Origin of the sequence: Cyanobium sp. NIES-981, assembly GCF_900088535.1 — a bacterium.
In the GTDB taxonomy this organism is placed as follows: Bacteria; Cyanobacteriota; Cyanobacteriia; order PCC-6307; family Cyanobiaceae; genus NIES-981.
In genome coordinates this window covers 1,457,175-1,480,022 of sequence record NZ_LT578417.1, presented here as the reverse complement: position 1 = coordinate 1,480,022, position 22,848 = coordinate 1,457,175, and the positions used below count along the sequence as shown (strand labels likewise).

Below are 22,848 nucleotides of genomic sequence, written 5' to 3'. Positions count from 1 at the left end.
TGGAGGCGACGAGGGAGGTCGGCAGCGGTGGAGCGGGATTGGCAAGGCGGCCCGGTGCACTACCCGGACCCGGCCATCGAGGTGGTCGCGCCGGCCTTTCAGCGCTACGTGCTCCCCAATGCCGCCGTGGAGCGGATCCACACCGGTGCCCGCTGGACGGAGGGGCCGGTGTGGTTCGGCGATGGCCGCTACCTCCTGTGGAGCGACATCCCCAACAACCGGATCCTGCGTTGGTGTGAAGACTCGGAACAGGTCAGTGTGTTCCGCAGTCCGTCGGACTACGCCAACGGCCACACCCGTGACCGCCAGGGCCGGCTGATCAGCTGCGAGCACGCCAGCCGGCGGCTGACCCGCACCGAGCACGACGGCTCGCTCACCGTGCTGATGGATCACTTCCAGGGCCGGCGGCTGAACGCCCCCAACGACGTGGTGGTGCACCCCGATGGCTGCATCTGGTTCAGCGATCCGGGCTACGGCATCCTCGTGAACTACGAGGGGAACCGGGCCGAGTTCGAGCTGCCCGCCAACGTCTACCGCCTCGATCCGGACACCGGCGAGGCCGGCGTGGTGGCCGAGGCGATCGAGAAACCCAACGGGCTCTGCTTCTCGCCGGACTACAGCCGGCTGTACGTCACCGATACGGGGGCCTCGCACAAGCCGGGCCACCCGCGCCGGATCCTCGTGTACGACGTGATCGAGGGGGCGCGGCTGGCCAACGGGCGGGTGTTCTGTGACATGGGGCCGGCCATGGCCGATGGCCTCACCTGCGATCTGGATGGCAATGTGTGGGCGAGTTCGGGCTGGGCCGATCCCACCCTCGATGGCGTGGCGGTGTTCTCCCCGGCAGGCGAGCTGATCGGCCGCATCCACCTGCCGGAGGTGTCCTCCAATCTCTGCTTCGGCGGGCGCCGGCGCAACCGGCTGTTCATCACGGCCGGGCAGTCGGTGTATGCGGTTTACGTGGAGGCCCAGGGCCTGCCGTTTCCCTAGATGTCGACAACGCTGCCCTCCCAGACCGCCGTGCTCGTGGTGGGTGCCGGCCCCACAGGGCTGCTGCTGGCGGGGGAGCTGCAGCGTCGCGGGGTGCCCACCCTGCTGATCGACGCCCGCGCCGAGGCGCTGCACTGGGACCGCGCCACGGTGATCCATGCGCAGTCGCTGGAGCTGTTCGAGGCCCTGGGGCTGGAGCAGGCCTTTCTGGCCGCCGGCTGCCGCCAGCGCCGGATCCTGATCCATGCCGACGGCCGCCGGCTGGGGGAGGTGGACCTGGCCGCCAGCGGCAGCCGCTACGGCTTCAACCTCGGCCTCTCGGAGGAGGTGACCGAGTCGATCCTCACGGGCCATCTCGAGCGCCACGGCGGCACGGTGCAGCGCTCCTGCCGGCTGCTGGGTCTGGAGCCCAGTGGCGACGGCGTGCGCGCCACGCTCGCCTGCGGCGAGCAGGAGCACCGCGTGGAGGCCCGCTGGCTGGTGGGCTGCGACGGCCTGCGCAGCACCACCCGCCAGCTGAGTGGCATCGGCTTCGAGGGCCAGGCCATTGCCCGCTCCTGGGCCGTGTTCGACGCCGCGGTGGAGGGCTGGGCTGATGCCTACGAGGCCAACGCGGCCTTTCTTGACACCGCGCCGTTGATCCTCACGGCCCTGCCCGGCCAGCGCTGGGGGGGGTACATGCGGCCCGCCTCCGAGCAGGGCGATCTGGTGGAGGAGGCCACCGCCGTGCTGCGCCGCTACCTGCCGGAGGCCCGCTTCCGGGATGTGGAGAACCCGACCCGCTTCCACTGCCACACCCGGGTGGCCAGCCGCTTCCGGGCGGGGCCGGTGTTCGTGGCCGGCGATGCCGCCCACGTGTGTTCGCCCGCCAAGGGCCACGGCATGAACTGCGGCCTGCAGGATGCCGCCAACCTGGCCTGGAAGCTGGCCCTGGTGCATCACGGTGTGGCGGCGCCGGCCCTGCTCGACAGCTATGAGCAGGAGCGCCGGCCCGCGGCCGTGGAGTTCACCCACTCCAGCGAGGCCGCCGACCAGGCCCAGCTGCTCGAGGGCCGCGGCGAGCGCACTGCCCGCGATGAGGCGATCGCCACGACGCTGGCCGATCCGGCGGCCTGCCGGCAGGAGGCCGTGGCGGAAGCGGAGCTGAATGTGAGCTACGCCGGCTCGGCGATCACCGCCGGCCCCGCCGACCCACCCCTCGGCGCAGGCCAGCGGCTGCCCACCACGATCCCCTTGCCGCCCGGAGCCGGTGCCGCCCATCTGCACCAGCTCACCCACCGGCGCGGCCACACCCTGCTGCTGCTGGCCGGCCCCCAGGCCGATCCGGCGGCGCTCGCAGCGCTGCGGGCCCAGCTGGAGCCCGATCCGGGGACTTCACCGCTGGTGGAAGCCGTGGAGACCATCGGGCTGGAGGAGAACTCCGGCCTGGGCCTCGCCCCCCTCACCCTGCTGGCGGTGCGGCCCGACGGCTTCATCGGCCTGCGGGCCGAGACCGACCACCAGGAGGCGCTGCGGCGCTACCGGCGACGGGTGCTGGGCTGATGGCCTCGAGCCAGCCGACGGTGAGATCGCGCGGATCCTCCTGCAGGTAGAGATAGCCGCTGCCATCGGCCATCACGATCGCCCGGTAGTTGTAGGCCACGCCCTCGGTGTCGCGTTGCACCACGGTGGCCAGGCAGGTGCGCTCCACTTCGAGCGTGCCGGAGTAGGAGGCCGTTTCCACGGCCCCGGCGTAGCTGCTGAGGGCCAACCCCTGCACCCGGCCGTTCCGCCAGGTTTCGCGCTGCACCACCGCATTGGGCCGCCAGCCGTCGTTCCAGCTCAGCCCCTGCTGCTGGCTGAGCACCGTTCCTGTCAGGGTTGCGGACGTGCAGGCCGCATCGACCTGCTGGCGCCAGATCCCGGAGATGGTGGTGCCGGCGACCCCGCTGAGGCTGTAGCGGGGCCGGCCGGAGGCATCCAGCACGGCCTCGGCCACCTCGCGCCCCCCGGGGCCGGCATCCGGCGTGGTGCGCTCCAGCCGCACCCGGCAGGGGCCGATCGGCCGCCACGTGCCGGTGGTGCGGAACTGCCGGAACGTCCGGCCGATTCGCTCGAACACGGTGCCCTCGGTCGTGCCGTCGGCCGTCCAGCGCTCCTGCCGGAGCCGGGCCAGGGGCCGCTGATCAGCGCCCTGGCCCAGCCAGCCCTTTTCCAGCACCACGTGGCGGGCCGCTGGCGGCGGCGGGCAGGAGGCCTGCTCCCTTGGTGCAGCGGCGGCGGGAGCGGGGCGGGCCGGCAGTGGCAGCAGCAGGCCCGAGGAGGCCAGCAGAGCCAGCGAGGCCGAGGGGCGCAAGCCAGCCGGAACGGAGGGCATGCAGCCGCCACCCATCATCCGTTCAGGCTAAGTGGCTGAGGCCATTCCAGTGAGGCAGCCGGCGTTCGATTCGAGCGATCCCACGGCCACCACCACTGCTGCGACGCCGTAACGCGGACCAACGTCGGGCGGCTCTTCAATGGCGGATTGGCTGGCTGCTGGCCCTGGTCTGGAATGCAGGGCGTGGGGGCAGTGATCTGGTGATCCTCGATGCCTCCAGCCTCGCTGAAGTGGCCCCGCTGGAGCTTCCCCTGGTGCTTCCCCATGGGCTGCACGGCAGCTGGAGTGCCAACGGCTGAGCCACCCCAACAGGGCCACCGGCACGATGGGGAAGTCGCCGAACCCCGTTGGCCAACCCCTCCATCACAGCATCGACGCCGCTGCTGCTGATTCATCCGATCGGCGTGGGCCTCTCCTCCAGGTTCTGGGATCGCTTCATCCGGTGCTGGCAGGCCAGCGATCCCTCGGCTGAGCTTCTGGCGCCGGATCTGCTCGGTTGCGGTGCTGCTCCCTGCCCGGAGCAACCCCTCACCCCGGAGGACTGGGCCAACCCCTTGCTCAGCCTGTTGCGTGAGCGGGGCTCGCAGCCGGTGGTTCTGGTGAGTCAGGGGGCCTCCCTGCCGATTGCGCTGGCGATCCAGGCCCAGGCACCTGAGCTGGTGAGCGCCCTGGTGGCGATCAGTCCCCCGGGCTGGCGCGTTCTGCATGAGGAATTCCCGCAGGAGAGGGCCCGCACCCTCTGGCGACTGCTGTTCAGCGGATCGATCGGGAATCTCTTCTATCGCTACGCCCGCCGCCGCAGCTTTCTGCGTTCGTTTTCGCAGAAGAACCTCTTCGCCCGCGCCGAGGACGTCGATGCCGAATGGCTGGACACCCTGGCGGAGGGATCCCGCTCGATGGCCAGCCGCTGGGCCGTGTTCTCCTTCCTTGCCGGCTTCTGGCGGCGGAACTGGGAGCCGCAGCTCACGCAGCTCTCCATCCCCGTGCTGGTGATCTTCGGGCAGGCAGCCACAGGGATCGGGCAATCGCGGTACTGGGACGATCTGAACGAACGGCTGGACACCTATCGCCGCCAATTGCCGCAGGCCACGATCAGCACCATTCACGGCAAGAACGTGCTCCCGTTTGAATCCACGGAGGACTGCGTCGCCTGCGTGCGCCAATGGCTGTCCAGCCTTGGCTGATGTCAGCCACCGGGCCTTTCTGCGTTGCCATGACAAAGCCCCTGGGTGTGATGCACCCAGGGGCCTGGAATCGTTGGGTTGTGGTCGGAGCTGCTGAGGGAGATCGCCTGGGGCCAGGTGTCCAGGGATGGAGCGGATGTGGCTCCTGGGGCACCTCAGGCGGTGCAGGTGGAGTGTCGATGGATCAGACGCTCAGGTGATGTCCGACCCAACGGCCCGCTCATGGTTGGAGAAGACTGTTGGAGCAGGGATCAGCAGTCAGCTCGCTCCTCGTGGCTGAGTCGGTGGATCGTCGTCCATGGATGCCCCCGAGTTCGATGGGAACAGCATCGACGGGAAGGCTTCCGGGATCAATAGGTCTTCATGCTGATGCTGCGCCGGACGCCACAGTGAACAGGCCACAACGGGGAGGGATGGATGCCGGGGGTGCTGGAGGGCGCGGTGGCGCTGGTGACCGGAGCCAGCCGGGGCATCGGTCGGGGGATTGCCGTGGGATTGGGGGAGGCTGGCGCCACGGTGGTGGTCACCGGCCGCAGCCTGCAGCCGGATGGAACCACCGATCCGGTGGGGGGAAGCCTCGCCGAGACCTGCGCGGCCGTTGAAGCAGCTGGAGGCCGCTGCCGGCCTGTCGCTGTGGATCACACCGACGACGCTCAGGTGGAGGCCCTGTTCGCACGCATCAGGCAGGACTTCGACGGCCGGCTGGATGTGCTGGTGAACAACGTCTACGGCGGGGTGCGGGCACTGCGCGAGTCGATGGGCCAGCCCTTCTGGGAGGCGGATCCCGGCCTCTGGGATGCCTGCAATGGGGTGGGGCTGCGCAGCCACTACATCGCTTCGGTGCATGCCGCGCAGCTGATGGTGCCGCGGCGGTGCGGCCTGATCTGCACGATCTCGTCGTGGGGAGGGCTGTTCCCCCTGTTCAATGCGGCCTACGGCACGGGCAAGGCCGCCTGCGACCGCCTGGCGGCCGAGATGGCTGCGGAACTGCGGCCCCATGGCGTGACCTCCCTGGCTCTGTGGCCCGGCATCGTCGGTACCGAGCACATCCGGGAGCTGGCCGAGGAGAGCCGGGAGTCGGGGTCGAGGGACCGCGCCATCCAGGCGCTGGCGAGCCAGGCCAACTGGGAAACCCCGTTGCTGAGCGGGCGTGTGATCGCGGCGCTGGCTGCAGACCCCGATCTGCTGCGCCGATCCGGCACGGTGGGAATCGTCGCGGAACTGGCGGCCACCTATGGGGTGGTGGATGCGGAGGGGCGCCGACCTGCCTCGCTGCGCTCGTTGCGGGCCGTGCTGCCCGCTGTGGTGCCCGCGCTGGCCTCGCGAGCCGGATGGATTCCCGATCTGCGGGTGCCCTGGTGGTTGCTGCTGCTCGCCGGTCGCCGGGCCCCGCGATTCTGAAACCGTCCGATGCCGCAGGGCTTGGCAGGGTGCAGGCAGACAGCGTGGGCCCAGGAGCGGAACGGCATGCAGGCAGCATTTCAGGAGGCCTGCCGCGCGGCGGCGGAGCGCACGGTGGCGTGGGTCTTGGCCCGGCTGAACTCCCCTGGAGGGCTGGGTGACGACCTGGCGGCCCACTACAAGGCGCCCTATCTGCTGCAGCTGGCCGGCCGCCCCCGCGAGGCGAGGCAGCTGCTCGACCTGATCGCAGCCCGCTTCCAGCAGCCCGGCGGCGACCTCCTCAGCCGCCCCGACCTGCGCACCAGCGATCCGGTGCTGGCCGCCTATCCGGCCTACATGGGCGGCTGGATCGCGATGGCGGCCCACAAGATCGGCCGCTTCGATCTGAGCCTGCCGGCCTGGGGCTTCCTGAAGCGCTTCTGGAGCGATACGCCGCCCGGCTTCACCCTCCAGCCCGGCGGCAAGGGCGTCGGCCACGGCCACAAGGCGGTGCTGGAACTGCTCACCTGTGCCCATCTCGGCCTGGCCTCGCTCTATTTCGGGGATCTGGAGCGGGCCCGAGGAGCGGCCCTCGCCCTTCAGTGCTTCCTTGAGGCCCAGCCCGCTCCCGCCAGCCGTCTCTACCTGCGGATGACTCCCGAGGGGCAGCTGCAGACAGAGTTCCCCCTCGAGGCCGCCCCGCTCCATTGCGTGGAGGCGGGGGAGCCGGGCCAGGCCTGGTTCTTCCTCGGCTATCCGATCGCGTTTCTCTGCCGCTTGCATCAGGCCAGCGGCGAGGCGGCCCCGCTCGCCACAGCGCGGGGCTACGGCGCCTTCGCCGAAGCCTGCGCCCCGCTCATGGTGGCCGAACCCTTCGCCCACAAGGTGGCCTGGGGCTGCGCCGAGTTGGCGGCTGCCACGGGGGAGGCCGCCCCGCGGGCGCTGAGCGAGGCGATCGTGCGCCACCTGCTAGCCGGCCAGAACGCCGACGGCACCTGGCTGGCGGACGCCCCGCTGCTCACCCGCATCGACCAGAGCATGGAGATCGCCATCTGGCTGCTGGAGGTGAGTGCGCTGGGGTGAGCTGGCCAGGCGCAGGCGTTCAGGCCCCGGCTTTGCCAGGCCGCTGCTGGCGCTGCCACATCGTGAGGACCGCCAGCAGCGTGGGATAACCGATCCCGTGCAGGGCACCCGCCGGCAGCAGCAGGGCCAGGGCCAGCGGGCCCGACGGCACCGCCACGAAGGCCGCGATCACGCCGCACAGCAGCAGCGCCACCCACCCCAGCAGCGCGCGGGGCGCCAGGCGGGCGTTGAGCGGCTCCACCAGCAGGCCGCTCGCCAGGGCGAGGCCGGTGCCCAGCAGGAACATGGCCAGGCTGGCCGCCTGGGTGCCGTAGCCGAAGCGTGCCGTGAGGCTGTCGGCGGAGAACACGTAGAACCCCATGAAGCAGAGCATGTAGGGGAAGTAGACGGCGGTGACCCGCAGCACGGCGCGCCGCTCCAGGCCGCGGGCGAGCAACCGCCACACCTCCAGCGGGCTGAGCCGCAGCGGCGCCAGGGCCTGGCGGGCATCGCGGAAGCTGAGGGCGATGAACACCAGCGCCACCAGGCAGAGCCCACCACCCACCACGAACGGCAGGGTGGGCGAGGCCCAGGTCCCCAGGAGTGCCGGATCGGAGAACACCCCGCCGATGATCGGGCCGATCACCAGGCCGCCGCTCACGCCCACGTTGGCCAGGCCGAGGTTGCTGGTGCTCTCTGCCTCGCTGCGGGCCAGGTCGATCATCGCCGCCGCCGCGATCGGTTGGGTGCCGGCCGTGAAGCCGGTGATGGCGCGCGACGCCACCAGCAACGGGTAGCTGCGCAGGGGGATCGCGGCGGCGGCCAGGGCGTAGCCGGCGAAGGCGCCCAGCAGGCAGATCAGGATGCCCCGTTTGCGGCCGATGCTGTCCGAGAGGCGGGCCACGTAGATCGAGCCGAACAGCCAGGTGAGGAAGAAGGTGCCGATGGCGATGCTGTAGACCACCTGCGCCTGGGATCGGGAGGTGGCCGCCGGCAGAAACCCCGAGCCGGCCTTGAGCAGCAGCGTGTCAAAGATCGGGAAGGCCAGACCCTGGCCCATCACATCCACGAAGCACACCACCATCAGGGCGAGCACCGCGAGCCTGAGGGCTGAGTTCGAGGGCCCGGGGACGGCGCCGCCGCTCATGCTCACGATGGAGGGTGGGTTGATTCCATCGTGACCACGGCCTGGGCCTACGGCATCGGCTTGGTGAAGCGTTGTGGGCGTGGTGCCGCCCCGGGGCGCCGTGGATACGGTGAAGGGACGCGATCACCACCCGGCAGGCCTGGCGTGGCGTCTCCCCTCTGCGCCCGTGAGCGACCCTGATCCCTCGGCCATCCTGGCCATCGCCAGCGGTTATGGCGTGTCCAAGGCGCTGCTGACGGCCGTGGGGCTGGGGCTGCACACACGGCTGGCGGCCGGGCCGATGACCTGCGAAGCGATCGCCGCCGCCTTTGGACTGCAGCCCCGGCCTGCCTGCGACTTCCTCGATCTGCTGGTGTCGGTGGACATGCTGGCCCGCGAGGGCGACGGGCCCCAGGCGCTGTACGGCAACACGCCAGCCACGGCGCGCTTTCTGGATCGCGGCCAGCCGGAGTACATCGGCGGGCTGCCCGAGATCTGGGAGCTGCGCGACTACCGCTTCTGGGCCGACCTCACCGAGGCCCTGCGCACCGGCCTGCCCCAGAACGAGGCCAAGCATGCCGGCACGCCGTTCTTCGAGGCGGTGTACCGCGATCCGGAGCGGCTGGAAGCCTTCATGAACGCCATGAACGGCTCCTCCCTCCGCAATTTTCAGGCCCTGGCGCGGGCGTTCCCCTTCGGCTCCTACGACACGCTCACCGACATCGGCGGAGCCGATGCGCTGCTGTGCCGTGAAGTGGCCGCCGTGCACCCAGCCATCCACTGCGTGAGCTTCGATCTACCCCCCGTGACGCGGATCGCCGAGCGCCGCATCGCCACAGCCGGCCTGGGGGAGCGGATCCGCGCCTTGAGCGGCGATTTCTTTGAGGATCCCTGGCCGCCGGCGCAGCTGATCGCGATGGGGATGATCCTGCACGACTGGAACCTGGAGCGGAAACAGACCCTCATCCGCAGGGCCTTCGAGGCGTTGCCGGAAGGGGGAGCGCTGATCGTGATCGAGGCGTTCATCGACGACGCCCGCCGCCACAACACCTTCGGGCTCTTTATGTCGCTGATGATGCTGATCGAGTTCGGCGACGCCTTCGACTTCACCGCGGCCGAGTTCCGCCAGTGGTGCTCCGAGGCCGGCTTCAGCCGCTTCGAGACGATCCCGCTGGAGGGGCCCTCCAGTGCCGTGGTGGCCTACAAGGATCCGCGCTGAGGTCGATCGGCCCCCAGGGTGGGCAGGAAGCGGGGCGGCTGGCGGTGCCGGGTGGCCTGCTCGAAGGCAAAGGCGTAGCCGAGGAGCTTGCCCTCCTGCCAGGACCCGGCGAAGAATGAGAGCCCCACCGGCAGACCGTGCACGAAGCCGGCGGGAACGGAGATGTGGGGGTAGCCGGCCACCGCGGGCGGCGTGGAGCAGCCGCCCGGAAGGATGTGATCGCCCACCAGCGGATCGATCACGAAGGGCGGCGAGCCCTCGGTGGGGGCGATCAGCGCGTCGAGCCGGTGCTCGCGCAGGGCCCGGTCGATGCCATCGGTGCGGCTCAGCCGGCGCAGCTCCGCCATCACCTGGCGGCAGGCGGTGTCGCCTGGGTCGCCCTTGGTCTGCGCCTGCTCCAGGAACTCCTGCTGGAAGAAGGGCATCACCTCGGCGGCATGGTCGCGGTTGAAGCGGATCAGCTCCTCCAGCGAGCGCACCGGTGCCAGAGGATGGCTGTGGAGATAGCGGTTGAGGCTGTCCTTGAGGCCGTAGAGGAAGAGTTCCAGCTCCAGCTCGCCGAAGAAGGGCAGCGCACTGGCGCGCACCGGATCGATGATCTCGGCGCCGAGGTCCCTCAGCTGCGCGATCGCCTGCTCGATCACCGCATCGGTGCCCTCGTGCTGGCCGAAGCATTCCCGCGCCACCCCCAGGCGGGCACCCTGCAACGCTGCCGGGTCGAGGAAGGCGCCGTAGTCCGGGGGGCGGTGCTCATCGGCGGCGTCGGTGGCGGGGTCGTTGGGGTCGCGGCTGGCCAGCGCATTGAGCAGCAGGGCCACATCGGCCACGCTGCGCGCCATCGGCCCCGCGGTGTCCTGGGGCTCGGCCACACCGATCCCCCCGGCGCGGCTGATCAGGCCCACGGTGGGCTTGAGCCCCACCACGGCGTTGCTGGAGGCCGGCCGCACGATCGAGCCATCTACCTCCGCACCGATGGCCGCCGTGCACAAACCCGCCGCCACCGCCACGGCCGAGCCGGAGCTGGAGCCCAGCGGACTGCGGTCGAGCACGTAGGGATTGCGCACCTGGCCGCCGCGGCTGCTCCAGCCGCTGCAGGCGCGGGTGGAGCGCATGTAGCCCCACTCGCTCATGTTGGTCTTGCCGAGCAGCACGGCACCGGCCTGGCGCAGGCGGGCTACCACGGCCGCATCCCGCGGCGCGATGTTGCCCACCAGGGCGAGGGAGCCCGCCGTGGTCATCATCCGGTCGGCGGTGTCGAGGCTGTCCTTCACCAGCACAGGCACCCCATGCAGCGGGCCGCGGGGGCCGCTCTCCTGGCGCTCCCGATCCAGGGCGGCGGCGATCGCCTCGGCGTCGGGATTGATCTCGATCACCGCGCGCAGCGTGGGCCCCGCGGCATCGAGCGCCGCGATCCGCTCGAGGCAGGCCCGGCATGCCGCCAGGGCTGTGCAGGTGCCCTGCGCGAAGGCGGCCTGGAGCTCGGTGATGCTGCACGTCGCCAGGTCGATGCTCATGGCTTGCGGATGGTCATGACGGCTGGGCGGGGCCCTGCAGGTTGTTTAGCCGGGAGTCGCTGGCCTGGTGTTCAACCGGGCCGGTTGCAGCGCGGTGCCCTGCATCGGCGCCCGCAGAATGCCCGCGACACTCCCTTTCACCTGGATGGGTCCTCCCGCCCTCAGCCTCGCGGCCATCAGCGCCGGCTGCCTCGCCGGAGCCCTCGCGCTCCAGAACCCGGTCGCCGCGGACCAGAGCGTGGACTGCTGGATGAACACAACCCAGCAGACCTGCACGACCAGACCCTGGGACAAGGGGGGCTTCGAGATCAGCTTCAGCCGTGGTGCGATCTTCCGCTTCGTGCCGGCCGGCCCTGCCACCACCGACAGGCGCCCGATGCGCGATGAGCAGGGCCGCCTCTGGCTGATGAGCGGCCACCACAGCTTCGAGCTGATCGAAAAGGGCGGGGATGGCAACCGCATCTCGGTATCGAGCCTGCGCAGCAAGGCCGCCCCGGCGGTGCGTCACGAAGCCCACAGCAAGGTGAAGCTCAGCGGCCACGGCCAGCCCACCGTGACCCTCTATGCCAGGCCGAACTACGGCTCAGCGATCGCCGGCATGGGCGTGTCGGGCGAGACGCTCGACACGCTCAAGTGCACCTCCAACAGCCAGGGCACCTGGTGCCGGGTGGGCTACCCCGGTCAGAGCGGCCGTGTGCTCTGGGCGCCCAGCGGGTCGCTGATCTTCCTCGGCGACGGTGAGTGACGATCCGCCATCTCGCCGTGAGCGGCTACCGCTCCCTGCAGAACGTGGTGCTGCCGCTGGACCGGCTGACGCTGGTGACGGGGGGCAACGGCAGCGGCAAGAGCAACCTCTACCGGGCCCTGCGGCTGATCGTGGCCGCCGCCCGCGGCGAGCTGGTGGGGGCCCTGGCCCGCGAGGGGGGCCTGCCGGCGGCGCTGTGGGCCGGTCCGGAACGGCTGAGCCGGGAGATGCGGCAGGGCGAGCAGCCTGTGCAGGGCGGCCCGCGCCAGCAACCGGTGCGGCTGCGTCTGGGCTTCGCGGCCGAGCCCTTCTCCTATGCGATCGAGCTGGGTTACCCCCAGGAGCGGCAGACGGCCTTCGCGCTCGATCCGGCCCTGAAGGGCGAATGGATCTGGGCCGGCGGCAGCTTCCATCCCCGCGCCGTGCTCGGCAGCACCCGGGGGCAGGTCGATCCCGACCGGAGCCTGTTCCAGAGCGGCGCCGACCCACAGGAGCAGCCCGAGGTGCATGTGCTGCGCGAGCAGATCCTGAGCTGGCGCTTCTACGACAGCTTCCGCATCGATGCCGGCGCGCCGGCACGCCAACCACGGGTGGGCACACGCTGCTTCGCCCTGGCGGGCGACGGCGGCGACCTGCCGGCGGCGGTGCAGACGATCCTGGAGAGCGGTGACGGTGAGGGATTGCAGCAGGCGATCGCGGATGCCTTCCCCGGCTCTCATCTGAGCGTGAGCACGGAGGCGGGGCTGTTCCGGCTGCGCTTCCATCAGCCGGGTCTGCTGCGGCCGCTGGACGCCTCGGAACTGTCGGACGGCACGCTGCGCTACCTGCTGCTGACGGTGGCGCTGTTCAGCCCGCGCCTGCCGCCCCTGCTGGTGCTCAACGAACCGGAGAGCAGCCTCCACCCCGATCTGCTGGCGCCGCTGGCGCGGCTGATCAGGGCCGCGGCGCAGCGCACCCAGGTGTGGGTGATCGCCCATGCCCCGGAGCTGATCGGCGGGCTGGCCGGACGCGAGCGTTGCCGCCACGTGCAGCTGCAGCGGGAACTCGGGGCAACGGTGGTGCAGGGGCAGTCCACCCTGGAGCGGGGCGCCTGGCGCTGGCCGGGGTGAGGCTCGCCAGGATGATGCGATCAGCGTCGGGGCCACGCCCAGACAGCCCAGAACCCGGGAGACCCGTGCCGACAAATTTGCTGACAGCAGTGCCGACCACCACGTTCACCGAGTTCACGCAACGGGCCGACTACTCGCTGCTGGATTCCCTGCGGGCCGATCCCCAGGCCAGCGCCGATGGCCACGATCACCGGCCCCGCCAGGTGTTCTCCGGCCACTACGTGCCGGTGACCCCCACGCCGATTCCAGCGCCGGAGTACGTGGCGCACAGCAGCACCCTCTTCCACGAGCTGGGCCTGAGCGAGGCGCTGGCCCACGACGACCAGTTCCGTCGTCTGTTCTCCGGTGACATCAGCGTGGCCACAGGGCCGATGCGACCGTTCGGCTGGGCCACCGGCTATGCGCTCTCCATCTATGGCAGCGAGTACATCCAGCAGTGCCCGTTCCGCACCGGCAACGGCTACGGCGATGGCCGGGCCATTTCGGTGTTCGAGGGGGTGTTCAACGGCAAGCGCTGGGAGATGCAACTCAAGGGCGGTGGCCCCACGCCCTACTGCCGCGGCGCCGATGGCCGGGCGGTGCTGCGCTCCAGCGTGCGCGAGTTTCTGGCCCAGGAGTTCATGCACGCGCTGGGGGTTCCCACCTCCCGCTCGCTGACGCTGTATAGGTCGCGGGCGGAAACGGTCCGCCGGCCCTGGTATTCCCCGAACTCCAGATCGTTCGAGCCCGACATCCTGGTGGACAACCCGGCGGCGATCACCACCCGGGTGGCACCGTCGTTTCTGCGGGTGGGCCAGCTGGAGCTGTTCGCCCGCCGTGCCCGCAGCGGTGCCCATCCGGAGGCGCACCACGAGCTGCGGATGATCGTGGCGCACCTGATCGAGCGGAATTACAGGCAGGAGATTGACCCGAGCCTGGAGTTCAGCGAGCAGGTGGTGGAGCTGGCGGGCCTGTTTCGCGGCAGGCTCACGGCCCTGGTGGCGAACTGGATCCGCGTGGGCTACTGCCAGGGCAATTTCAACAGCGACAACTGCGCCGCCGGTGGCTACACCCTCGACTACGGCCCCTTCGGCTTCTGCGAACTGTTCGATCCCCGCTTTCAGCCCTGGACTGGTGGCGGCGAGCATTTCTGCTTCTTCAACCAGCCGGCGGCGGCCGAGGCCAACTACCAGATGTTCTGGGCCGCCATCCGGTTGCTGCTGGAGGACAACCCGGAAGCCCTGGCCCGGCTGGACCAGATCCGGGAGGGATTCGCCGAAGCCATGCAGCAGGAGATGGAGGCGATGTGGGCCCGCAAGCTCGGCCTGAGCCGTTACGACGCCGAGCTGGTGAACCAGCTGCTCCAGCTGATGGTGCAGAGCAAGGTGGATTACACGATCTTCTTCCGCAGGCTGTCGGCCATTCCCGAGCAGGTCTCGGCTCTGAAGAAGAGCTTTTACCTGCCCAGCTCTGAGGAGCTCGATGCGCAATGGACGCAGTGGTTGCAACGCTGGCGGGATCAGATCACGGCCAACGGAGAGCTCAGCGTGATCTCCGCAGCGATGAAATGCGTGAACCCGGCCATCACCTGGCGCGAATGGCTGATCGCCCCGGCCTATGAACAGGCTGCCCAAGGGGACACCACCCTGATCCAGGAGCTGCAGCAGGTGTTCAGCCATCCCTACGAGGAGCCGTCCCCGGAGCTGGCGGCGCGGTACGACCAGCTGAAGCCCAGGGACTTCTTCAACGCCGGAGGCGTGTCGCACTACAGCTGTTCGTCGTGAAGCGAGGCCCCGGCCGCTGCGGTGCACCGCCAGCGCCACCAGATCGGTGGCGGTGAGCTGGTTGGCCTCCAGCAGCCTTGAAGGATCCACAGGACCCTGGTCCAGGAGGCTGAGGGAGTCTGGCCAGAACTGATGCTGCGGATGGCGGATCAGCTCCGCCACGAGTGGCGCCACCACCGCCGGTGGCCCCGGGCTGTTGGGATAGCGCGTCTGGCCGAGGACCCGCAGCACGCCGTTCTGTGTGAGCTGGCAGGTGGCCCAGCCATTCGCCTGAGCTGCCGCAAACCAGCCATGGGCGGGATCGTGGTGCACGTGGCGCCGATCCAGCAAGGCGATCAGCACGTTCACATCCAGCAGAGCCACACTCACGCCAGCTCGTCGCGCAGGTTGTTCACGAGCTCCAGATCCACCGGTGCTCCCTTCTCCTTCCAGGGCAGCAGGGGCAGGCCGCTGCCATGGTAGGACCGCTCATTTTCGGAGCCGGAGCCTGGCGCCGGCGCCACCAGGGCCTGGCGCGCCAGCGCGCTGATCACGGCACCAAGGCTGGTGCGCTGTTGCCGAGCCAACACCCGCGCCGCCGCCAGCAAGTCGTCGTCGAGCTGCAGGGTGATGCGCATCTGATGTGTTCGCATCAAGCATCAGATTAGGGGCACCTTTGGGGGGTGCCATGGCGAGCTGCCAGCGATTTCAGCTCCTCTCCAACCCGCAACCCCGCCGCCAAGCCAGGCAACAGCCAGGCAGCCACGGCGCCGGGATCTTCTGTTCCAGCCGTCAGCCGATCTCGCCTGGGCGAAGATCACATGGTCATCTGCATCCCTGAGACCGAGCTCTCTGACTGCCACCGCCTGGATCAGAGCGAAATGTGTTGTGATTCAACTCGCGTGCGGCGTAGCTGAGGGCTGCCTGCAGATCGTCGGGCTCAAGATCAGGAAGCTCGGCAAGGATCTGGTCGGGGGACAGCCCAGCGGCATAGAGATCAAGCACATCGCTGACGCGGATCCGCATGCCTCTGATGCAGGCCTTCTCCCCCGCACTGGGCTGGGTTTGTGCCAGAGCACGCCTTCGCGGTGGATCCAGGGACCTCTTGATCCCCGCAAGACCAGGCTGCTTGTCAGGACAGAACAGTCTTCAGCTGAAGGATCAGCAGGGGCAATTCCACCTGAACTACATCCCACACCACATCAAGTCGACCCCCAGATAGGCGTGGATGAGTTGATTGCGCATCGCGATGATCTCCCGCCAGGGGATCTCAGGATGAGCAAGCCTCACTTCCTCTGGGATGCGTGTGGCGGCTTCGCCGATCAGCTCGATGTTGCGAAGAACGGCGTCTTGCATCAGTTGATTCGCCTCGAACTGCGCACGATTCAGATCCGCGCAGTAGCGTAAAGCGCGATGGGCAAAGCGATCCATATCCTGCGCATAGAGGCGCCAATCGCGTTTCGGATTGCCGTCAGAGGGTGATGGCATCAGCTTCTACCGAAGACCTCAGCTCTTCTCTGAGTGCTCGTTCTGTCACCAGATCGATGGGCTGTTGAAGAAGGTCTTCAAGAAACAGCTGGAGGCCATAGAAGCGCCTGGCTGTGGCGGGGCCCTCGAACTCCACCAGCAGATCTACATCGCTGCCGGGTGTTGCCGTGCCGCGGGCCCAGGAGCCGAACATCCGGAGGCTTCGCACGCCGAAACGCTCACTCCAGATGGGCGCATGTTCGCGCAACCGGGTGATCAGGATGTCGGAACTGAGATCCATGGCCGGCAGGGAATGCTCAGTCGGGCCCTTGGTCAAGGCTAAACCGCCAACCCCATCGCCGGCATCCACGCTGCCGGAATCTCCCGCTCCAGCCGGCAGCGAATCGCCATGGGCCGCTCACCCTCATGGCTTTCGTACCGCGCAAACCCCAGGCAAACAAACGGCTCGGTGACCGTGCCCTGCCGACGCTGTTCCCGCACAAACAGCAGCACCCGTGAGCCGCGTGCCTCGTGGTGGATGTACCGCTGCCCGGTGGCGGAGGCGGCGGTGGTGGTGCTCTGGCTCTCCCAGTGGAACAGGGAGGGGCCAAGGGCGAGATCGCGGTAGCGAGTGGAGGGGGAGAAGAGGGCTTCGCACCTCTTGTGCAGCGAGATGAACAGCAGGCCCCTCAGCTCTTCCGCATGGGTGCACAGGTTGCCCTGATCCGGTTCAGAGCCAGTTCAGAGATGGTCCAGAAATTCGCGTACATCCACTTGAGCCTGCCTCAGCAGACCAGCCAGTGTTCCCACCTTGACCGGCTTGCGGAGAGGAACGACGCAACCTCTGCTGCCGCACCGCATCACCACATGGCTGCCGCTCTGTCGAACAGCCTCGAAGCCCATGCGCTCCAGGGCTCGGATGATCTCCCGTCCTGAAAGGTGCGGGAGCTTAGGCATGCGCAGGAACGCTGAACATGGTCACAAGGGGATGGCCCTTGAGAGCAGCAGGAAACTCCTCGAGGTAAAGCGTGGTGGCTTCGCGCAGGTTGGCGAGGGCCTCTTCAATGGAATCCCCCTCGGTCGTGGTGCCTGTTTCCGGGTTGAAGGCCACGTAGCCGCCTTCCTCCGCGGGGGAAAGCACTGCAGTGAGTTCCATCGGAAGGGATTCAGGCATCTCATTCTGACGGGGGGTGGTCATGGGTGCTGCAACCCTCAAACCGCCAACCCCATCACCGGCATCCACGCCGCCGGAATCTCCCGCTCCAACCTCCACCGAATCGCCATGGGCCGCTCACCCTCGTGGCTTTCGTACCGCGCAAACCCCAGGCACACGAACGGCTCGGTGACCGTGCCCTGCCGGCGCTGCTCCCGCACGTAGCCGAAGGCTTCCGCGCAGCGGTACAGCAGCACCCGTGAGCCGCGGGCCTCGTGGTGGATGTAGCGCTGCCCGGTGGCGGAGGCGGTGGTGGTGGTGCTCTGGCTCTCCCAGTGGAACAGGGAGGGGCCAAGGGCGAGATCGCGGTAGCTGGTGGAGGGGGAGAAGAGGGCTTCGCTCTAGTGCCTCCGGCACGCTGGCCTGCGGCCAGGTAGGCGCAGGGTGATGAACAGCAGGTCGGTGGCGCTGCTCTGCCGCCAAAGCACGCCTTCGCGGTGGATCCAGGGGGCGTCGGCGGTGAGCACGCCCAAAGCCGCTTCGATCTCGGCGCGGCTGTAGCGACCGTGCACGCGCAGAGCCTCAGCCATTGGCGCCGTTCGCGCTCGCCCAGGGCTTTTGGTGGGGGACAGGGGGGCGAGGCACCGCTGAGGCCCTCCTCTTCGGCCATCACAGCAGTTGGCGGAACTGCTCAGGCGTCAGACCTGCATCCCGGGCGATGGCGCCCATGGTGATGGCGTTGATCGGGTCGTGACGCGGAGTCACCAGACGCGTGGTGCCATTGCTCATGATCAGGTGGCCTGATCCCCGGCAGCCGGGGCATTACAGCGCCAGTTCGAGCGTTTCCACGCTCTTCACGCCAGCCTCCTCGGCCTCCACCTCAAGCCAGAGGGCGATGGCCTCACGGATGTTTGCCAGGGCCTCATCACGGCTCTCCCCCTGCGAATGGCACCCGGGCAGATCCAGACAGCTCACAGCCCAGCCTTCATCCGTTTCCAGGAGACGAATGCGATAGCTCATGGTGTGGCCAAGCCCTTTTACGCACTCTGGCGGGTCTCGAATGGGTGACGCCACCTTGAAGGGGGCCGCGGATCCCGTGGAAGGCGGCACGAGAGCAGGGGCCTGGTCTAGACTTGATACCGATCAGCTGTGGGGTGTCATGCGCGCCAAGTTGTTCCGCAACGGCCGCAGCCAGGCGGTGCGGCTACCGGCCGAGTTCCGCTTCGAGGGCACGGAGGTGGAGGTGCATCGCGATCCCGAGAGTGGCGCGGTGGTGCTCACACCGGTGCGGCCCTCGGCCCGTGCCTTGCTGGATCAACGGGATGCCCTGCTGCAGGAGCCTGGCTTCCAGGCTGAGCTGGAAGCGTTTTTCGAGGGATTGCGTGACACGCGCCCTGCGGAACCGGTGGAGTTCCCCTGATGGCTGCGGCCAAGGGGAGGCTGATGCTCGACACCAACGCCGTGAACGCCTTTCTGAAAGGCCTCTCGCCACGGCTGGATACCTGGGTGCGTGAGCAACGCTGTTGCCTGTCATCGATCGTGGTGGCGGAGATCCGTTACGGGCTGGAGAAGCAGCCGCCAACGTCGCGGTTGCAGTCGCTGGTGGAGAACACCCTCAGGACCCTGGAGATCCTTCCCTGGTCGGAAGCCTGCGCCAGGGTGTATGGCCGACTGCGGGCCGATCTCGAACGCAACGGCACGCCGTTGGCGGCGATGGATCTGCTGATCGCCAGCCATGCCCTGAGCGAAGGTTGCACCCTGGTGACGGCGGATCAGGCCTTTGCCCATGTGGCCGATCTGCACCTGGAGGCCTGGTAACGGCCAGCCGCCCACGAGCCACGGGCGCCAGCGGCCGCTCGCCGTCATGACGGCGGTGGTGGTGCTCTGGTGCCAGAGCACGCCTTCGCGGTGGATCCAGGGGGCGTCGGCGGTGAGGACGCAGAAAGCCGCTTCGATCTCGGCGCGGCTGTAGCCGCCGTGCACGCGCAGGTTCAGGATCCGCGATGAAAGGCGTCAGAGGACATCGTGAACGTTTCTGCGTCCACTCCTGCCTGGCGAAGCACGCTTCCAAGTGTCCCCACAGCCAGATCGCGGCGATGGAGTGGCACCACGCAGGTCACAGGGGCTTTGCCACTTTCAGGGTTGGGGGACTGTCTTCGCAGCACCACATGGCTGCCTCTCTGACGCACCACTCGAAAGCCCAGACGTTGCAAGGCGGCGATGACGGCGGACGCCGGCAGCCGCGGCAACTTAGGCAACGTTGACTTCGAAGGTGGTCAGCAGCCGGGGCGCCAGCGCAGGTTGCGGACATTCCTCCAGGTAGAGCTCGGTGGCTTCGCGCAGGTTGGCCAGGGCTTCCTCGATGGTGTCGCCCTGGCTCGCGGTGCCCACCTCCGGACACTCCGCCACGTAGACCTCATCTTCCCGGTACAGGATCGCCGTGAGGCGCTGGGGGGTGGCGGTCGTCATGGTCGCCGAGGTGGTGTGGCCTCCAGTCTGGCGGGTCTCAAACCGCCAACGCCATCACCGGCAGCCACACCGCCGGGATCTCCCGCTCTAGCCGCCAGCGGATCGCCATCGGACGCTCCCCTTTGTGGCTCTCGTACCGCGCAAACCCCAGGCAAACAAACGGCTCGGTCACCGTGCCCTGCCGCCGCTGTTCCCGCACCAACAGCAGCACCCGTGAGCCGCGGGCGGCGTGGTGGATGTACCGCTGCCCGGTGGCGGAGGCGGCGGTGGTGGTGCTCTGGCTCTCCCAGTGGAACAGCCCGGGGCCGAGGGCCAGGTCGCGGTAGCGGGTGGAGGGGGAGAAGAGGGCTTCGCTCTTGCGCAGGGTGATGAACAGCAGGTCGCACTGGGTGGCCTGGTGCCAGAGCACGCCTTCGCGGTGGATCCAGGGGGCGTCGGCGGTGAGCACGCCGAAGGCCGCTTCGATCTCGGCGCGGCTGTAGCGGCCGTGCACGCGCAGCGGGATGGGCAGGGTCCAGGGCAGGGGGTGCAGGCGGTGGTCGGCGCGATCGGCCAGGAGCAGCAGCAGCTGCCGCAGTTCCTCCCGCCAGGCGGCGGCCTGCCAGAGCACGGCCAGGGCTTCGGGCAGGGGGCGGAAGCGGCGGCCGGTGCCGAACAGCTGAACGGTGAGCATCAGCCACACGCGCCTTTCGCGCTCGCCCAGGCCGGCGGGATCGGGGGGCGCGGCGGCCTCCAGCTGGGCCGCGAGCCAGCGCAGGCGATCGGGGTCGTCCTGGTGGAGCAGACCGTTGGCGATCGCGCGGGTGAGGCGTTCCTCCTCCGGATGGGGCGGATCCAGGAGCCAGCCCAGCTCGCGCCGCAGGGCGGTGAAGCTCACGCCGCCGATGGCGTAGAAGTCGGCCGGGTCCATGGCGAGCGCCTCGAGCCAGTGGGCCAGGCCGCTGGCGGGGCCGATCTCGCCGGCGGCGGCGAGGGAGCGCAGCTCCTCCAGCAGCTGGGGACGGCGCGTGGGCAGGCACTGGCGCAGGCCGGTGAGCACGCGCTCGCTGGCGACGCGATCGAGCACCAGGCGGCAACCGGGCGGCAGAAACGGAAATCCCTGCTGCAGTTGCTCCTGCAGCTGGCGGCGGCTGCCGCCGAGCAGGGCGCGGTAGCGGAGGTCGAAGCGGAAGCGGCGGTGCTGCTGGCCGATGAAATCGAGCACGGTGAGGCAGCTCTTGCCGGTGTCGGGGGAGAGGCGCAGGCCTCGGCCCAGCTGCTGCAGGAACACCACGGCGCTCTCGGTGGGGCGCAGCAGCAGCACGGTGTCGATCGAGGGGATGTCGAGCCCTTCGTTGAAGAGGTCGACCGCGAACAGGACCTGCAGCTCGCCGGTGTGCAGGCGGCGCAGGGCGGCCTGGCGGACGTCGGCGGGGCTGGTGGCGTCGAGGGCTTCGGCGTTGAAGCCGCGGGCGCGGAAGCGTTCGGCCATGAAGCGGGCGTGCTCCACGCTCACGCAGAAGCCCAGGGCGCGCATGCGCAGGGGCTCGGCCACCTTCTTCTCCAGCTCGCTGAGGATCAGATCCACGCGGCGGTGGTCGCCGGTGTAGAGGGTGCTGAGCTCGGCGTGCACGTAGCCGCCGCGGCGCCATTCCAGGGCGGAGAGGTCGGTGGCGTCGGCCACGGCGAAGTAGTGGAAGGGGGCAAGCAGGCCCTGATCGAGTGCTGTCCAGAGGCGCAGCTCGGCGGCGATGCGGCCGTCGAACCAGTGGAGGATGTCGAGCCCGTCGGCGCGCTCGGGGGTGGCGGTGAGGCCGAGCAGGAGCTCAGGGCGAAGGTGATCGAGCCAGCGGGTGTAGCTGGCGGCGGCGGCGTGGTGGAACTCGTCCACGATCACCACCTCGAAGCGATCGGCGGGGATCTCGGAGAGATCGCGCTGGGCGAGGGACTGGACCGAGGCGAACACATGGCGCCACTGGCTGGGGACCACGCCATCCACGTAGAGCTCGCCGAAGGAGGGATCGCGCAGCACCTGGCGGAATGTCTGCAGGGCTTGCTGGAGGATCTCCTTGCGGTGGGCGATCAGCAGCAGGGAAGGGGGATCGGGCGAGGGGAAGCGCTCGGGAAAGTCGGCGTGCAGGCGGGCCACGTCGAAGGCGGCGAGCACGGTTTTGCCGGTGCCGGTGGCGGCCACCACCAGGTTGTGCCAGCGGTTGTGGAGCGAGCGCTCGGCCGCCAGCTGATCGAGCATCTCGCGCTGGTAGGCGTAGGGCCGCAGATCGAACCACACCGGCAGGGCGGCGCCGCCAGCAGTGGGATCGTCGCCCCGGGCAAGGGCGAGCTGGTGATCGAGGCGGGCCTGCTGCTCGGCGGTGGCGGCATAGGGCTCGAATTCGCCCTCTTCCCAGTAGGTGTCGAACGTGTCCTGGAACTTGCTGAGCATCGTCGGCGTTTCCAGGGCGGCCAGGCGCACGTTCCACTCCAGGCCGTCGAGCAGGGCAGCGGCCGAGAGGTTGGAGGAGCCGATGTAGGCGGTGCTGGCGCCGCTGGCGCGATGAAACAGCCAGGCCTTGGCATGCAGGCGGGTGCGGCGCGTGTCGGTGCTGACGCGCACCTGGGCACCCCGGGCCACCAGCCAGTCGAGGGCCTTGCGGTCGGTGGCACCCATGTAGACGGTGGTGAGCACACGCAGGGGGCGGCCGGTGGTGAGGTGGGCGCTCAGCTGCTCCTGCAGCAGCCGCAGGCCGCTCCACTTGATGAAGGCGCAGAGCAGATCGATCCGATCGGCTGAGGGACATTCCGCCTGCAGGGCCAGGCCCACGCTGGGCTCACTGGGGGCATTGATCAGCAGGGTGCCGTCGGCCAGGGGGATCAGGGGGCGGGGTGTGGGCTCCTCGCCCGGCAGCAGGGGGTCAGCGCGCAACTCCTGCAGCAGCCGGGCGCTGGGGTGGAGCTGGTCGCCAGGGGTGATCGCGGTGGGTGCCTGCTGGTGCAGCAGGGCCACGATCTGGTTCACCAGCGCCAGTTGCTGCTGCTGCCGCTGGGCCTCTGGCAATGCCGCCAGGGCGGTCTCGCTGAGCTGGCGCAGGTAGCGGGCCAGGCGCTGGGGGGCTTCGGCGGGGTCGAGGGGCTCCAGGTGGTGCAGCCCCGAGAGCTGAGAGGCAAGAGCCTGGCCGACCGCCTCGCTGAGCGGCTGGTCGTAGAGACCGGGGGGCGGGTCCTGGGCAGGCACGCAAGCAACCGTTCAGCTGATATGGCCCCGTTGAACCTGCCGGCCAAGGTTGGCTCTGTAGCGATTTTATGCGGACCCAGATAATCTGACAGCAGATAGAGGCTTCGGATTGGGAACAGGC

24 protein-coding genes and 4 pseudogenes are annotated in these 22,848 nt (G+C 69.2%); 12 read left to right on the top strand and 16 right to left on the bottom strand.

Annotated features, from left to right (window positions below; translation table 11 throughout):
* Positions 1–54: 54 nt before the first annotated feature.
* On the top strand, positions 55–990 hold the full coding sequence (locus CBM981_RS07570; RefSeq protein WP_197686679.1) for an SMP-30/gluconolactonase/LRE family protein: 936 nt from the start codon (positions 55–57) through the stop codon (positions 988–990).
* Positions 991–2,532 carry an FAD-dependent monooxygenase gene (locus CBM981_RS07565; RefSeq protein WP_087067914.1) on the top strand — a complete coding sequence of 514 codons (1,542 nt, stop codon included), beginning with the start codon at positions 991–993 and terminating at the stop codon, positions 2,530–2,532.
* Here CBM981_RS07565 and CBM981_RS07560 read toward each other — a convergent pair.
* A complete protein-coding gene (locus CBM981_RS07560) occupies positions 2,462–3,346 on the bottom strand; it encodes a hypothetical protein (protein ID WP_197686678.1) in 885 nt (294 codons plus the stop codon). The two genes, CBM981_RS07565 and CBM981_RS07560, sit on opposite strands and share 71 nt — an antisense overlap.
* 149 nt (positions 3,347–3,495) lie before the next feature.
* Here CBM981_RS07560 and CBM981_RS07555 point away from each other — a divergent pair.
* The 4 genes and pseudogenes from CBM981_RS07555 to CBM981_RS07540 all read left to right on the top strand — a co-directional run.
* Positions 3,496–3,645: pseudogene (locus CBM981_RS07555) on the top strand (carotenoid oxygenase family protein); the annotation flags it as partial.
* Between the two features lie 48 nt (positions 3,646–3,693).
* On the top strand, positions 3,694–4,530 hold the full coding sequence (locus CBM981_RS07550; protein ID WP_225867599.1) for an alpha/beta fold hydrolase: 837 nt from the start codon (positions 3,694–3,696) through the stop codon (positions 4,528–4,530).
* A 417-nt stretch (positions 4,531–4,947) separates the two neighbouring features.
* Entirely contained in the window at positions 4,948–5,931 is a 984-nt protein-coding gene (locus tag CBM981_RS07545; protein ID WP_087067912.1) for an SDR family NAD(P)-dependent oxidoreductase, read from the top strand.
* 66 nt (positions 5,932–5,997) lie between these two features.
* A complete protein-coding gene (locus CBM981_RS07540; protein WP_087067911.1) occupies positions 5,998–6,993 on the top strand; it encodes a hypothetical protein in 996 nt (331 codons plus the stop codon).
* A 19-nt stretch (positions 6,994–7,012) separates the two neighbouring features.
* Here the strand turns inward: CBM981_RS07540 and CBM981_RS07535 are convergent, their stop codons facing one another.
* On the bottom strand, positions 7,013–8,068 hold the full coding sequence (locus tag CBM981_RS07535) for an MFS transporter (protein ID WP_225867598.1): 1,056 nt from the start codon (positions 8,066–8,068) through the stop codon (positions 7,013–7,015).
* A 217-nt stretch (positions 8,069–8,285) separates the two neighbouring features.
* Between CBM981_RS07535 and CBM981_RS07530 the strand changes: the two genes are divergently transcribed.
* Positions 8,286–9,317 (top strand): methyltransferase, encoded by a 1,032-nt coding sequence (locus CBM981_RS07530; RefSeq protein ID WP_172820846.1) that lies wholly within the window; start codon positions 8,286–8,288, stop codon positions 9,315–9,317.
* Here CBM981_RS07530 and CBM981_RS07525 read toward each other — a convergent pair.
* Positions 9,299–10,831, bottom strand: coding sequence for an amidase (locus tag CBM981_RS07525; protein WP_087067910.1), 1,533 nt, complete (start codon positions 10,829–10,831; stop codon positions 9,299–9,301). The two genes, CBM981_RS07530 and CBM981_RS07525, sit on opposite strands and share 19 nt — an antisense overlap.
* Positions 10,832–10,976: 145 nt before the next feature.
* Here CBM981_RS07525 and CBM981_RS07520 point away from each other — a divergent pair, with 145 nt between their 5' ends.
* The 3 genes from CBM981_RS07520 to CBM981_RS07510 all read left to right on the top strand — a co-directional run bounded on the left by CBM981_RS07520 (position 10,977) and on the right by CBM981_RS07510 (position 14,448).
* Positions 10,977–11,576 (top strand): hypothetical protein, encoded by a 600-nt coding sequence (locus CBM981_RS07520; RefSeq protein ID WP_087067909.1) that lies wholly within the window; start codon positions 10,977–10,979, stop codon positions 11,574–11,576.
* Positions 11,573–12,685, top strand: a complete 1,113-nt coding sequence (locus CBM981_RS07515; protein WP_087067908.1) for an AAA family ATPase — start codon at positions 11,573–11,575, stop codon at positions 12,683–12,685. The genes CBM981_RS07520 and CBM981_RS07515 overlap by 4 nt, the downstream gene beginning before the upstream one ends.
* 89 nt (positions 12,686–12,774) lie before the next feature.
* Positions 12,775–14,448, top strand: a complete 1,674-nt coding sequence (locus tag CBM981_RS07510) for a YdiU family protein (protein WP_225867597.1) — start codon at positions 12,775–12,777, stop codon at positions 14,446–14,448.
* A 54-nt stretch (positions 14,449–14,502) separates the two neighbouring features.
* Here the strand turns inward: CBM981_RS07510 and CBM981_RS07505 are convergent.
* The 10 genes and pseudogenes from CBM981_RS07505 to CBM981_RS07455 all read right to left on the bottom strand — a co-directional run.
* Positions 14,503–14,760 (bottom strand): annotated as a pseudogene (locus CBM981_RS07505) (VapC toxin family PIN domain ribonuclease); the annotation flags it as partial.
* A 53-nt stretch (positions 14,761–14,813) separates the two neighbouring features.
* A complete protein-coding gene (locus tag CBM981_RS07500; RefSeq protein WP_087067906.1) occupies positions 14,814–15,065 on the bottom strand; it encodes a CopG family transcriptional regulator in 252 nt (83 codons plus the stop codon).
* Between the two features lie 187 nt (positions 15,066–15,252).
* A complete protein-coding gene (locus CBM981_RS07495; protein WP_087067905.1) occupies positions 15,253–15,453 on the bottom strand; it encodes a DUF433 domain-containing protein in 201 nt (66 codons plus the stop codon).
* 159 nt (positions 15,454–15,612) lie between these two features.
* Positions 15,613–15,915: a DUF86 domain-containing protein gene (locus tag CBM981_RS07490; RefSeq protein WP_225867596.1), complete on the bottom strand. Its 303-nt coding sequence runs from the start codon at positions 15,913–15,915 to the stop codon at positions 15,613–15,615.
* A complete protein-coding gene (locus CBM981_RS07485) occupies positions 15,899–16,195 on the bottom strand; it encodes a nucleotidyltransferase family protein (RefSeq protein ID WP_087069272.1) in 297 nt (98 codons plus the stop codon). The genes CBM981_RS07490 and CBM981_RS07485 overlap by 17 nt, the downstream gene beginning before the upstream one ends.
* 38 nt (positions 16,196–16,233) lie before the next feature.
* Positions 16,234–16,581 (bottom strand): annotated as a pseudogene (locus CBM981_RS07480) (DUF3427 domain-containing protein); the annotation flags it as partial.
* 54 nt (positions 16,582–16,635) lie between these two features.
* Entirely contained in the window at positions 16,636–16,851 is a 216-nt protein-coding gene (locus CBM981_RS07475; RefSeq protein ID WP_087067903.1) for a type II toxin-antitoxin system HicA family toxin, read from the bottom strand.
* The gene (locus CBM981_RS07470) at positions 16,844–17,092 is read right to left on the bottom strand and encodes a type II toxin-antitoxin system HicB family antitoxin (protein WP_369801678.1); all 249 of its coding nucleotides are present in this window, start codon (positions 17,090–17,092) and stop codon (positions 16,844–16,846) included. Before CBM981_RS07470 ends, CBM981_RS07475 begins: the two co-directional genes overlap by 8 nt.
* 14 nt (positions 17,093–17,106) lie before the next feature.
* Positions 17,107–17,625: pseudogene (locus CBM981_RS16100) on the bottom strand (DUF3427 domain-containing protein); the annotation flags it as partial.
* 244 nt (positions 17,626–17,869) lie between these two features.
* A complete protein-coding gene (locus CBM981_RS07455) occupies positions 17,870–18,067 on the bottom strand; it encodes a type II toxin-antitoxin system HicB family antitoxin (RefSeq protein ID WP_087067900.1) in 198 nt (65 codons plus the stop codon).
* A 139-nt stretch (positions 18,068–18,206) separates the two neighbouring features.
* On the opposite strand from CBM981_RS07455, the gene CBM981_RS07450 reads away from it, so the two are divergent.
* Both CBM981_RS07450 and CBM981_RS07445 read left to right on the top strand, forming a co-directional pair.
* Positions 18,207–18,467, top strand: coding sequence for an antitoxin (locus CBM981_RS07450; RefSeq protein WP_087067899.1), 261 nt, complete (start codon positions 18,207–18,209; stop codon positions 18,465–18,467).
* Positions 18,467–18,865, top strand: a complete 399-nt coding sequence (locus CBM981_RS07445; protein WP_225867595.1) for a type II toxin-antitoxin system VapC family toxin — start codon at positions 18,467–18,469, stop codon at positions 18,863–18,865. Before CBM981_RS07450 ends, CBM981_RS07445 begins: the two co-directional genes overlap by 1 nt.
* A 173-nt stretch (positions 18,866–19,038) precedes the next feature.
* Here the strand turns inward: CBM981_RS07445 and CBM981_RS07440 are convergent, their stop codons facing one another.
* Genes CBM981_RS07440 through CBM981_RS07430 form a run of 3 tightly spaced genes read right to left on the bottom strand, consistent with a single transcriptional unit; the run spans position 19,039 to position 22,727 of the window.
* Positions 19,039–19,296 carry a type II toxin-antitoxin system HicA family toxin gene (locus CBM981_RS07440; protein ID WP_369801677.1) on the bottom strand — a complete coding sequence of 86 codons (258 nt, stop codon included), beginning with the start codon at positions 19,294–19,296 and terminating at the stop codon, positions 19,039–19,041.
* Position 19,297: 1 nt separating this feature from the next.
* A complete protein-coding gene (locus CBM981_RS07435; protein WP_087067897.1) occupies positions 19,298–19,516 on the bottom strand; it encodes a type II toxin-antitoxin system HicB family antitoxin in 219 nt (72 codons plus the stop codon).
* A 37-nt stretch (positions 19,517–19,553) separates the two neighbouring features.
* Positions 19,554–22,727 carry a DUF3427 domain-containing protein gene (locus CBM981_RS07430; protein ID WP_087067896.1) on the bottom strand — a complete coding sequence of 1,058 codons (3,174 nt, stop codon included), beginning with the start codon at positions 22,725–22,727 and terminating at the stop codon, positions 19,554–19,556.
* Between the last annotated feature and the right edge of the window lie 121 nt (positions 22,728–22,848).